General features: G+C 53.2%; 8 protein-coding genes. 5 read left to right on the top strand and 3 right to left on the bottom strand.

Annotated features, from left to right (window positions below):
- Window positions 1–3 precede the first annotated feature (3 nt).
- From purL to LKE13_RS14255, 4 genes are read left to right on the top strand one after another with little or no spacing between them, the layout of a single operon-like run.
- The gene (gene purL, locus LKE13_RS14270) at window positions 4–2,205 is read left to right on the top strand and encodes a phosphoribosylformylglycinamidine synthase subunit PurL (protein WP_227952065.1); all 2,202 of its coding nucleotides are present in this window, start codon (window positions 4–6) and stop codon (window positions 2,203–2,205) included.
- A gap of 12 nt (window positions 2,206–2,217) precedes the next feature.
- Window positions 2,218–2,460, top strand: coding sequence for a BolA/IbaG family iron-sulfur metabolism protein (locus LKE13_RS14265; protein WP_227952064.1), 243 nt, complete (start codon window positions 2,218–2,220; stop codon window positions 2,458–2,460).
- Window positions 2,461–2,486: 26 nt separating this feature from the next.
- The gene (gene grxD / locus LKE13_RS14260; protein WP_227952063.1) at window positions 2,487–2,825 is read left to right on the top strand and encodes a Grx4 family monothiol glutaredoxin; all 339 of its coding nucleotides are present in this window, start codon (window positions 2,487–2,489) and stop codon (window positions 2,823–2,825) included.
- Window positions 2,826–2,866: 41 nt separating this feature from the next.
- The gene (locus LKE13_RS14255) at window positions 2,867–3,892 is read left to right on the top strand and encodes an alpha/beta hydrolase (RefSeq protein ID WP_227952062.1); all 1,026 of its coding nucleotides are present in this window, start codon (window positions 2,867–2,869) and stop codon (window positions 3,890–3,892) included.
- Here LKE13_RS14255 and prfB read toward each other — a convergent pair.
- The 3 genes from prfB to LKE13_RS14240 all read right to left on the bottom strand — a co-directional run bounded on the left by prfB (window position 3,893) and on the right by LKE13_RS14240 (window position 8,808).
- Window positions 3,893–5,009, bottom strand: a protein-coding gene (gene prfB / locus LKE13_RS14250; protein WP_227952061.1) for a peptide chain release factor 2 whose coding sequence is annotated in 2 segments (ribosomal slippage) — window positions 3,893–4,939 and window positions 4,941–5,009 — 1,116 coding nt in all. Because the reading frame shifts where the segments join, the coding sequence is not laid out codon by codon here.
- A gap of 52 nt (window positions 5,010–5,061) precedes the next feature.
- A complete protein-coding gene (locus LKE13_RS14245; RefSeq protein ID WP_227952060.1) occupies window positions 5,062–7,500 on the bottom strand; it encodes a penicillin-binding protein 1A in 2,439 nt (812 codons plus the stop codon).
- Window positions 7,501–7,611: 111 nt separating this feature from the next.
- A complete protein-coding gene (locus LKE13_RS14240) occupies window positions 7,612–8,808 on the bottom strand; it encodes an N-acetylmuramoyl-L-alanine amidase (RefSeq protein ID WP_227952059.1) in 1,197 nt (398 codons plus the stop codon).
- Window positions 8,809–9,310: 502 nt separating this feature from the next.
- On the opposite strand from LKE13_RS14240, the gene LKE13_RS14235 reads away from it, so the two are divergent.
- Window positions 9,311–11,923, top strand: a complete 2,613-nt coding sequence (locus LKE13_RS14235) for an Rne/Rng family ribonuclease (protein ID WP_227952058.1) — start codon at window positions 9,311–9,313, stop codon at window positions 11,921–11,923.
- Window positions 11,924–11,945 lie beyond the last annotated feature (22 nt).

Genomic DNA, 11,945 nt, shown 5'->3' with positions numbered 1-11,945 from the left:
AATATGACTGAAATCACCAAAGACATCGTTGCCGAGCATGGCCTGACTGAAGATGAATATGCGGACGTCCTCTCAATTCTTGGTCGGACGCCGAACCTCACGGAACTTGGTATATTCTCCGTGATGTGGAGTGAGCATTGCTCCTATAAATCGTCCAAAAAATGGCTGAAAACTCTTCCCACAGAAGCGCCATGGGTGATTTGCGGTCCCGGCGAGAATGCGGGCGTTATCGACATCGGTGATGGGCAGGCCGCTATCTTCAAGATGGAGAGCCATAACCACCCCTCCTTTATCGAACCCTATCAGGGCGCGGCGACCGGCGTTGGCGGCATTATGCGTGACGTCTTCACCATGGGCGCACGGCCTATTGCCAATATGAATGCGCTTCGCTTCGGGCGTCCGGATCATCCAAAGACCGGACATCTCGTCTCTGGTGTGGTCGCGGGCATCGCAGGCTATGGCAACTGCATGGGTGTCCCGACAGTTGGTGGCGAGACTAATTTTCACGCTTCCTATGACGGGAATATTCTTGTCAATGCCATGACGGTGGGCCTTGCGGATACGGATAACATTTTTTATTCCGCTGCTGCCGGTATTGGTAATCCGGTGGTCTATGTCGGGTCAAAAACTGGGCGCGATGGTATCCACGGGGCGACCATGGCGTCGGCGGAGTTTGATGACGACAGCGAGGAAAAACGCCCCACGGTTCAGGTTGGCGATCCGTTCACGGAGAAACTCCTGCTCGAAGCCTGCCTTGAACTGATGGCGACCGATGCGATTGTTGCCATTCAGGATATGGGCGCGGCGGGCCTCACCTCGTCATCGTTTGAGATGGCGGACAAGGGTGGCGTCGGAATTGAGCTTAACCTCGATCACGTACCGATGCGCGAAGAAGGCATGACGCCCTATGAAATTATGCTCTCCGAAAGTCAGGAACGGATGCTGATGGTCCTGAAACCGGGCCGCGAAGAAGAAGCGCGCAAGATTTTTGAGAAATGGGAGCTGGATTTCTCCGTCATCGGTAAGGTGACTGATACGGGACGGATGGTCCTCACCATGAATGGTGAGATTGCTGCGGACCTTCCCGTCGCGCCACTTGCGGATGCCGCGCCGGAATATGATCGTCCCTGGATAAAGACTCCGCCGCCGACAATCCTCAAAGGAGAGGATGTGCCGGAACCGAATGATCTGGGCGACGTACTTCTGAAACTTATGGGGTCTTCCGAAATTGCGAGTCGCAAATGGATATGGGAGCAGTATGACCATATGGTCATGGGCGATACGATTCAGCGGCCGGGCGGTGATGCGGCGGTCGTCCGTGTGCATGGCACTAAAAAAGCGCTTGCGATAACAACGGATTGTACACCGCGTTATTGCTACGCCGATCCGGAAATGGGGGGCGCGCAGGCCGTGGCCGAGACATGGCGCAATATCACCGCAACCGGCGGTAAACCGCTCGCTATTACCGACTGCATGAATTTCGGAAATCCGCAGCGGCCTGAGATCATGGGGCAGTTTGTCGGCTGTATCAATGGGATGCGCCGCGCCTGTACTGCCCTCGATTATCCGGTGATTTCCGGGAATGTCTCCCTCTATAACGAGACCAATGGCACAGGCATCTATCCCACACCGGCAATTGGCGGTGTCGGGTTGCTTGCTGATTATTCTAAAATGACTACCCTCGCCTTCAAGTCTGAGGGAGATGTAGTGATGCTGCTCGGTGATTTAACGGGCGAGTTAGGGCAAACAATATATCTCCGCGAGATTGAAGGGCGCGAAGATGGCGCGCCGCCAACTGTCGATCTTGAAAAAGAGCGCAAACATGGCGATTACCTTCGGGAGATGATTGAAAAGGGTCTTATCACAGCGGCCCATGATATTTCCGATGGTGGCCTTGGCGTCGCGCTTGCCGAAATGGCGATTGCCGGGAATGTCGGCGCGGAAATCCTGTTGGATACTGCGTTGCCGTCCCATGCCGCTCTCTTTGCGGAAAATCAGGCTTGCTACGTGATTACAGTGAAGCCCGATAATGTGGAGATGGTGCGGGGATTTGCGCTTGCTGAAGATATTCCCCTACACATAATTGGAACGATCGGTCATACTGATTTGAAAATAGACGGCGTCCTCACCATATCCGTGAGTAGGCTGAAAAATGTACATGCAAATTGGCTGCCGGACCTTATGTCCCGTCCGGGTAGTGAATAGGAGTTTTGATCCATGGCAATGGATGCGAGTGAAATTGAACGGCTTATCAAGGAAGGCATCCCCGATGCTGTAGTGCAGATCACTGATTTGCGCGGAGACGGTGATCATTACGCCGCCATGGTAACCTCCGCCAGCTTTGCCGGGCTGCCGCGTGTTCGTCAGCATCAAATGGTTTATGAGGCGCTGCAAGGGAATATGGGAGAGGCTCTCCATGCCCTCGCCCTTCAGACCTCCGTGCCGGATGGACAATCGTAAGAATTAACATTAAGAAGGATCGATAAATGCTTGATCAAGTAACAAAAGATCGAATTTCCCAGGAAGTTTCTGGCAACGACGTAGTGCTTTTTATGAAGGGCTCCGCCATTTTTCCGCAGTGCGGATTCTCGGCGACGGCCGTACAAATCCTGTCGCATCTGGATGTGAAATTCAAAGGTGTCGATGTGTTGAGTGATCCGGGTGTGCGCGAAGGCATCAAGGAATTCAGCCAGTGGCCAACGATCCCGCAGCTTTACGTCAAAGGCGAATTTGTTGGTGGGTGTGACATCATGCGTGAAATGTTCGAAACCGGCGAATTACAGGAAATTTTTGAACAGAAACAGGTCGCCCGCGCATCGGCATAATCACCGCCGCTTCGTGATCCGTGAGATATAGAGCCGATAAGATGGAACGATTGCTTCTTGCCCTTATCGCGCTTCTCCCTGATTCTTTTTTCAGTCTCTGTTATGGTTTGAAGCCGGTCGTCATTGATGGCCAGACGCTTAATAGCAAGGCACGTCTTCTTTGCGATATAGATTGGAAGACGGCGACGCCAGTCCGGGAAACTCCGGTTGAGACGACCCGCGCCAATATGGAGCGGTTGGCGGGTGCTCTGGCGGGAAAACGGCCAAAGCTAAAGTCCGTGCAAAATATTGAAATCCCGACGGATTTCGGCGCACTCCCGGCTCGGCTCTATAAGCCCGACAATAACCCTTCCCTTCCTGTTCTGGTTTATTATCATGGCGGCGGCTATATTCGCGGTTCGCTGAATAGCCATGATGGTCTATGTGCTCGTCTCGCAAAATATGGCGGCTTTGCGGTTCTTTCCGTTGAGTATCGTCTTGCTCCGGAACATAAATTTCCTGCTGCTATCGATGATGCCATAAATGCCTTTAACTGGGCCGTTGAACAAGGTGCGAGCCTTGGCCTCGATCCTTCAAATGTTGCCGTTGGCGGCGATAGTTCGGGTGGATGTCTTGCGGCCGCAGTGGCGCAGCAAGCGAAATCCAAAGGTGATGCTCAGCCGGTATTCCAGATGTTGCTTTACCCAACATTGGATGCGCATCTCTCTGCGACAAGCTATCAACTGTTCGAGGAAGGGTATTTCCTAACCTACGACCGCATCCGTGATTATCGCGACATGTATCTGAATAATGCGTCAGAACGCGGTGATTTCCGTGCATCTCCTATTTTAAATTCAGACCTCACCGGCCTTCCTCCGGCGCTTATCATTACCGCAGGATTTGATCCACTCCGTGATGAAGCGGAAAGCTATGGTAAGGCGTTGCAAGGGGCTGGAGTTGCTGTCGGCACGGTACGTTTTCCGAGTATGGTGCATGGGTTTATGTCGATGACGGCGCTATTGCCGCAGGCCGACAAAGCCGTCCACCAAGCAGCGGACGCACTTCGTCACGTCTTTAACCAAGACTGATCAGGCGGCGTCTTCTTCCCCGCCGACCTTCTGGGCGAGTGCTGCCGCGAGATAATCATCAAGATCGCCATCTAATACACCCTGGGCATTGCCCTTCTCCACTCCGGTACGCAGGTCCTTTACCATCTGGTAGGGATGCAGCACGTAGGAGCGAATCTGGTGCCCCCAGCCAATATCCGTCTGGCCGTCCCGCGTTTCCTGCGCGGCTGCTTCACGTTTTTGCAGTTCCAACTCATAGAGGCGGGATTTTAGCATTTTCATCGCCTCTGCGCGGTTTTTATGCTGGGATCGGTCGTTCTGGCACTGTACGACAACATTCGTGGGGATATGGGTGATGCGGATTGCGGATTCTGTCCGGTTCACATGCTGTCCACCGGCACCAGAGGCGCGGTAGGTATCAATGCGGAGGTCTTTTTCATCGATCTCAACGTCAATATTGTCATCGATCACGGGATAAACCCCGACGGAGCAGAAGCTTGTATGGCGACGTGCATTGGAATCAAAAGGCGATATCCGAACCAGCCGATGAACGCCACTCTCTGTCTTGAGCCAGCCATAGGCATTCTCGCCCGAAATCTCAATCGTGACAGATTTAATGCCCGCTTCTTCCCCGGCACTTTCTTCCAGTATTTTGACCTTGTAGCCATGCTGATCGGCCCAACGCATATACATCCGGAGGACCATCTGTGTCCAATCCTGCGATTCGGTGCCGCCGGCGCCAGAATGAACTTCCACATAGCAATCATTGGCATCTACTTCGCCCGACAGCATACTTTCCAGACGCCGCCGGTTGACTTCGGTCAGCAGGGATTTAAGCCCCTCTTCTGCTTCCAGAACGGTCTCTTCGTCCTCTTCTTCCTCGGCGAGGGCGATGAGTTCGCAGTTATCGTCCAGTTCCTGACTGACGCGGTTATAAGCGTTGAGCGCCCCTTCAAGAGAGGTTCTTTCGCGCATCAGGGCCTGTGCCTTGGTGGCGTCGTTCCAAAGATCGGGATCTTCGACGAGCGCGTTCAACTCATCCAGTCGGCGGGTTGCATTTTCCCAGTCAAAGATACCTCCTCAGCAGGTCCATGCCCTGCTTGATTTCATCGACTAGCGACTGGTGTTCTGCACGCATTCTTCACTCCAACAACGTAAAATTCTGGCGGAAGGTAATCCGAAATTTCTGATCAGTAAAGCCCGCCTGTGCCGGAGCGAACAGCCTTTTCCGGGATCGTCCCGCTAATAACGGGGGAATTTCCGGTTTCGGACCCATCGAGGACGCCGTTGCTGGTCAGGGTGCTCGTCGTGGTTTTAAACGCTTCCAGAATGACATTCTTGTCGCCCCGCTTCGCGGGCTCCCCGGTCTGTCCATTGATCCGGACAAGGCGGATGCCCTCTGGCACGCGGAAGGGTGTTGCGGGCTTGTCTTTTAGGACTTCGGCCATGAAATCGCGAAAGATTGGCACAGCAACGGAGGAACCTGTTTCCTTCTTGCCAAGGCTCTCCGGTGTATCGAAGCCGACATAGACACCAACAGCAAGATCGGGTGAGAAACCCATAAACCAGGTATCCTGACTTTCATTGGTCGTGCCGGTTTTGCCGCCCAGTGGCTTTCCGATTGCCTTGATCCGTATCCCTGTTCCCCGGGTGACGACGCCTTCAAGCATGGAGACAACCTGATAGGCAGTCGTCGCCGGCAATATTTGTTCCCTGTTATCTGGAAGCTCGGGTTCATCTTGATTGTCCCAGGCTTCAACATTGCAGCTTTCGCACGGGCGTTCGTCATGGCGATAGATGGTCTTGCCGCGACGGTCCTGAATACGATCGATCAAGGTTGGTGTAATTCTCTTGCCGCCGTTCACCAGTTCCGCATAGGCCGTTGTCAGCTTAAGAAGCGTTGTCTCCCCTGCACCGAGGGCCATGGAAAGCGTTGGCATCAGGTTATCGGTAATACCGAAGCGATGCGCATAATCGACAATCGGCTCCATCCCGATGGCACGGGCAAGCCGTACCGTCATCAGGTTTCGTGATTTTTCCACCCCGAGGCGGAGCGTGCTTGGCCCGTAAAAGCGGTTCGTATAGTTCGAAGGCTTCCAGCGATCCCCATTCGGCTGTGTGAGCACGAACGGGCCATCCATTACCTTGTCAGCGGGTGTAAAGCCGTTGTCGAGCGCGGCGGCATAGACGAAGGGCTTGAAGGCAGATCCAGGTTGACGATATGCCTGAACGGCGCGGTTAAATTCGGAAGAATCCGGGCTCCAGCCGCCAACAATGGCATAGACACGGCCCGTGTGCGGATCCATCGCGACAAGACCGCCAGAGACCTTCGGGATCTGTTCCAGGCTGAAAAGCTTTTCCGTTGCCTTTGCTCCCTCCTTGGGGGAGACCGCGATGACATCGCCGACTTTCAGGACATCGGACGGCTTTTTAATTCCCGGGCCTTTTTTATCCACCTCGATATATTGCCGCGCCCAAGTCATATCTTCAAGCAGGATGCGGCCTTTTGATGTGTCAGGAAAGCCAATGGTTGCCGCCTCGTCGTCCAGTTCCAGCACGACCGTCATATGCCAGTCCCCAAGGCCTTTCGGACGGGGGAACTTGATCATTTTCACGGTCCAGTCCTCGCCGACTTCAATCGTGGAAAGCGGTCCGCGCCATCCATGTCGACGGTCATAGGCGCGCAGACCCTCGCGCAGGATACGCTCACCAACCTGCTGCATCGATGTCAGCATGGTGGTTCGGACGGATAAGCCACCATCATAGAGCGCCTTCTCGCCATATACATCGTAGAGTTCGCGTCGCACCTGCTCGACGAACCATTCAGCCTGGATCACCTCGGCATCACCGCCCTTGCGTGCAAGAAGTGGCGTGGCAAGAGCCTCATCGGCCTCTTCCTGGGTAATATACTCATCCTCAAGCAGCCGGCCGATGACATAGTTTCGACGCTGGACCGCGCGTTCTGGGTAGCGGAAGGGATTATAGTTATTGGGCGCCTTGGGCAGCGCCGCGAGATACGCGGCCTCGGCTATTGTCAGGCGATCGAGTGGTTTGTCGAAATAATAGAGGGCCGCCGCCGCCACGCCATAGGCGCGATGACCGAGGTAGATTTCATTCAGATATAGCTCCAGCACCTGATCTTTTGTAAGTGCGCGGTCGATCCGAAGCGCGAGAATGGCTTCTTTGGCTTTGCGTTCGTAGGATACCTCGTTCGTCAGCAGCATGTTTTTCGCCACCTGCTGCGTAATGGTGGAGGCACCGACTGGTCGCCGGCCCTGCCCCAAATTCTTGAGGTTGGTGAAAGCCGCGCGGGCAATTCCCTTATAATCCAGGCCCGGATGGTCGTAATAATTCTGATCTTCCGCTGCAATAAAGGCCTGTTTGACAAATTCGGGGATAGTTTCGATTGGCACAAAAAGACGTCGCTGCGTGGCGTACTCTGCAATCAGGCTTCCGTCCGCCGCGTGGACCCGCGTCATCACCGGTGGTTCATACTCGGTAAGCTGATCATATTCCGGCAGCCCCTTGCCGAAATGATAAAGGCCATAGCCAACGGCTCCAACGGCAATAACTCCGAAGAAAATCACCAAGGCAAAACAGAGAAAAAGAAATTTCGCAAAGCGCTTCATAAGCTAACAAATCTCAAATTACATAATCAAATTGTGAATATAGAGCAGATTAGACTTTTTTCAGGTAGAAAATACGAATTTTCGAAAAACCAGCCCCTGCCAACTCTAATGTTATGGATCAACGGTTTTGAAATATCGGTCTATTGCATTGACAATTGCCTGCGCCAGCCGTTGTTGCCCCGTAGCTGATTTTAGAATTTTCTCGTCCTCGCGGTTCGATAAATAGCCAAGTTCCACAAGGACAGAGGGAACGTCAGGAGCCTTCAGCACGCGAAATCCTGCGAAGCGGTGAGAGCGGCCGCGTGTTTTCATGCCGGATTTGGATATTTCCGGGATAATCATTTCGGCGAATTTGACGGAAAAATTCATGGTCTCGCGTTGTGCGAGATCAATCAGGATGCCCTGTACCGTATCGTCCTGGACGCTCATATCCACACCAGCAATCAGGTCTGATTTGTTTTCGCTCTTGGCCAGTTCCGCCGCTTCGTCATCAGAGGCATTTTCGGAGAGAGTATACACCGTTGATCCACGAAAATCAGGGCGGCTGATCGAATCGGCATGGATAGAGACAAAAAGATCGGCCCCGGCGTGTCGTCCGACAGAGACCCGCTCCCGCAGGCTGAGGAAGGTGTCATCATTTCGGGTCATGATGACATTGTACTTTTTGTTCTTCGACAGGATGGTATTTATTCGTTTGGCGACACCAAGAGTAATTTTCTTCTCGTAGACACCGCTCTTGCCGATGGCACCAGGGTCGATGCCGCCATGGCCTGCATCAACGACGATCGTATATTTCCGGCTTTTAACGGGCGGCTCCGGTGCGACAATCGCGACCTGGGTCCTCTTCTGCTGATTACGGCGCGCGGCCAATTCTTTTTGGAAGCTGGCCTCATCGGTTTTCTGAATATCAATAAAGAAGCGATAGGGCTTGCCCGATGATGGCGGCAGGGTCACTGTGCGCAGGATTTTTACCGGTCCGCCGACATCCAGCACAACGCGGGAGGTATCTTTCTTGAACAAACCGAAACGATAGTTCTCAACCAGCCCTTTTTTACGGCCGGCGTTTTCGTCCGCTTGCCAGTTAAGTTCCGGTAAGTCGATGACAATCCGATAAGGGTCGGCGAGCAGGAAAACATCATATTTTGGGGCGGCGCTCATTTCCAGAACGAAGCGCGTCTTGTCCGTATGCTGTCCAAGCCGAGCAGAGGATACATCGATGGCGGGCGCTGCGTTAGCGAGCATCGACAAACACCCCCCGGCAACCATCAGGCTGGCCAGAAAAACATATCGGAAAAAGCGATTGACCATATCCATATCCGGATCATATATATTTTACGCTACAATTTTGACGACTATGCATTCGCCGAACGGCTTAAATTAGCGACTTCGTACCCTCTTTTCAATGCATGCCGCCTTATATAGTATAATAATTTTAATCCCCCCATCATTATTCACTTGGTAAGTCCATCATATTGAAGGTACTATAGTGATGTGAGTTCCTGTGGTCAGTCCCATACTCATATATATGAGTTAGGGCGGCGCCGTTATCGACAGCTTTTGCAGGCATTGAAAATTTTCAATCCCCGGAGCGTCTGATGACAGCGCTTAAGACAATGCAGAGAAAATAGGTGAAACAGAAATCGTTCCTGATCTCAATGTCGAGCGCAGGTTATGGCAGCCAAAGACCCAAGCCGGACCAGTTGGCAGGTTTGGAAAACGTTTTTTAAAGAACGCGGCGCCGACGATTTCCATAAAAATAGGCTGATGCTCTTTTTCTCATAGAGAGGGTGTCCAGTCACGGAGCTTAAGTATGGCTACGCGCATGCTGATCGACGCGTCTCATGAAGAGGAGACACGCGTCGTAATAGTTAGAGGTACCCGTCTCGAAGAATTTGATTACGAGACGGCGTCAAGAAAACAACTCAAAGGCAATATCTATCTTGCAAAAGTAACAAGAGTAGAGCCCTCTCTTCAGGCAGCCTTTGTCGAATATGGCGGCAATCGCCACGGCTTCCTCCCCTTCAATGAAATCCATCCCGATTATTACCAGGTGCCGATTTCTGACCGCGAGGTCCTGATTGAACAGGAAGCTGCGGCTGAACGGGAAGCAAGCGACCTGGAAGATGCAGAGATTGACGGGTCCGCTGCGGATGAAACAACAGCAATCGACTCCAAAGATGATGGAGACGACACCGAAGCGATGGTGGAAGCCTCCGCCCCGGATGATGAAGAAGGTGTTGTCGACGATGCCGATGACACGGGCGGTGATCTGGAAATTGTCGATAACGATGACGATGATGTTGTCGAGAATCTCGGCGGTGAGGATGATGTCGATGATCGGCGTGCTATAAAACCGCGCCGCAATTATAAAATTCAGGAAGTGATCAAGCGTCGACAGATCCTGCTGGTGCAGGTGGTCAAGGAAGAGCGCGGCAACAAGGGGGCGGCGCTTACGACTTATATCTCCCTGCCCGGTCGATACAGTGTGCTGATGCCGAATACGGGTCGTGGTGGCGGAATCAGCCGCAAGATCAGCAACCCTGCCGATCGTAAGCGACTCAAAAAAATCGCGAACGAACTCGAAGTGCCCGAAGGTATTGGCGTCATTATCCGTACAGCGGGGCTTAGCCGGACCAAGGTCGAAATCAAGCGCGATTACGAATTCCTGATGCGCCTCTGGGATGATATCCGGGAGTTGACGCTTAAATCCATTGCGCCTTACTGCGTCTATGAAGAAGCGAACCTGATCAAGCGGAGTATCCGTGACCTGTACGACAAGGAGGTCAGCGAAGTTCTGGTTGAGGGTGACGAGGGCTATAAGGTGGCGAAGGACTTCATGCGCAAGCTGATGCCGAGCCATGCAAAGAAGGTCCAACCATACAAGGACAAGATTCCCCTCTTTCATCGGTTCCAGGTGGAACAGCAGTTTGCCTCCATGTATCATCCGGAAGTACAGCTTAAATCCGGCGGTTATATTGTTATAAATCCGACGGAAGCGCTTGTTTCCATTGACGTCAACTCCGGCAAGGCCACGCGGGAGCGCAATGTCGAGGATACGGCAACGAAAACCAATCTGGAAGCTGCAGAAGAAATCGCTCGGCAATTACGCCTGCGCGACCTTGCCGGTCTGATCGTCATTGACTTCATCGACATGGATGACAACCGCAATAACCGTGCGGTGGAACGACGGATGAAGGATTGCCTTAAATCTGATCGTGCACGAATTCAGGTGGGACGGATCAGTCCCTTTGGTCTGATGGAAATGTCACGTCAGCGACTCCGTCCGAGCTTCCTGGAAACCAGTACGACCATGTGCCACACCTGCGGTGGTTCGGGTTTTGTCCGTTCCATCGAGTCGACGGCACTTCTGATTATCCGTACTCTCGAAGAAGAAGGTGTCCGCGAGAGAAGCGCGAAAATTACCGTTGCTGTTCATACGGATGTAGCGATCTTCCTGCTTAACCAGAAGCGCGCCGTCATTCAGGAACTTGAAAATCTCTATGGCATGACAATTCTGATTGTCGCCGACCCGACATCCAATATGAATGACTATAAGATTGACCGGGAAAAAGGAAAACCGGGCGATCTGACGCCTGTCACCCGCGAAGTGACAACTGCGTACACAGGCAACATTGAGGAAGAAGAAACCGAGCAATCCGCAGTCGAGTCAAATGGGGATGAGGATGGCGCGGCGCCAAAACGCCGTCGTCGCCGTCGTCGGAGGAAGCCGCGCGATGAGAATGCTCCGCAGGAAGCGAATACCGAAGAGCAGTCAAGTGAGAGCCAGCCTACGGGCGGTGAAGACGAAAGCGAGAGTGGTGAGCCTAAACGCCGTCGCCGCGGTAAACGTGGTGGCCGTCGGCGCTCGCGCAACGCTTCCTCAGATGATCAGCAAACGCAGGATAACAGTGCGGGCGAAGATAGTTCAAACTCAGAAGGCGCCGAAGCGGTTGTCATTCCAATCACTGTAACGGACGAGACCACAGCGGACTCGACCGATGTAGCTGAAATGGCGACACAGTCAGACACGGCGGAAGTATCTGAAGAGACGCAGAAGAAACCACGTCGCTCTCGTCGTAAGCCAAAGGCTGATATCGAAGCAGTCGCAAGTGCATCAAGCGAGACTGCGGAAACGTCTTCTGAAGAGACTTCTGAACAGGCGGATAAACCGAAGAAAGCACCTGTACGCCGACGCCGGACCGCCAAAAAAGATGAAGAACCAACAACAGCTGTGGCTGAGCCAACTGAGGCAGCCGTCGCTATGGAAGCCCCGTCTGAACCCGTAGCCCCTGCCCCAACCGAAACCCATGAACCGGAAGTTGCCGAAAAGCCGGTATCGGTTACTTTGGTGAATGAGCAGGCATCGGAAGAAGCTGTGGTGGAAAAGAAGCCCAAGCGCAGCGGTTGGTGGCGGCGCGGCTAGGTTTTATTAAAATATAGACTAA

This window comes from Sneathiella sp. HT1-7 (assembly GCF_020731145.1).
Lineage (GTDB): Bacteria > Pseudomonadota > Alphaproteobacteria > Sneathiellales > Sneathiellaceae > Sneathiella.
Note: the sequence above shows the minus strand (reverse complement) of the source record. Positions and strands in the feature narration are given on the sequence as shown.

What these genes read in the sequence shown, in the direction of transcription:
- purL (WP_227952065.1), top strand. Translation starts at nt 4, where the DNA reads ATGACTGAAATCACCAAAGACATCGTTGCCGAGCATGGCCTGACTGAA.
- LKE13_RS14265 (WP_227952064.1), top strand. Translation starts at nt 2,218, where the DNA reads ATGGCAATGGATGCGAGTGAAATTGAACGGCTTATCAAGGAAGGCATC.
- grxD (WP_227952063.1), top strand. Translation starts at nt 2,487, where the DNA reads ATGCTTGATCAAGTAACAAAAGATCGAATTTCCCAGGAAGTTTCTGGC.
- LKE13_RS14255 (WP_227952062.1), top strand. Translation starts at nt 2,867, where the DNA reads ATGGAACGATTGCTTCTTGCCCTTATCGCGCTTCTCCCTGATTCTTTT.
- LKE13_RS14245 (WP_227952060.1), bottom strand. Translation starts at nt 7,500, where the DNA reads ATGAAGCGCTTTGCGAAATTTCTTTTTCTCTGTTTTGCCTTGGTGATT.
- LKE13_RS14240 (WP_227952059.1), bottom strand. Translation starts at nt 8,808, where the DNA reads ATGGTCAATCGCTTTTTCCGATATGTTTTTCTGGCCAGCCTGATGGTT.
- LKE13_RS14235 (WP_227952058.1), top strand. Translation starts at nt 9,311, where the DNA reads ATGGCTACGCGCATGCTGATCGACGCGTCTCATGAAGAGGAGACACGC.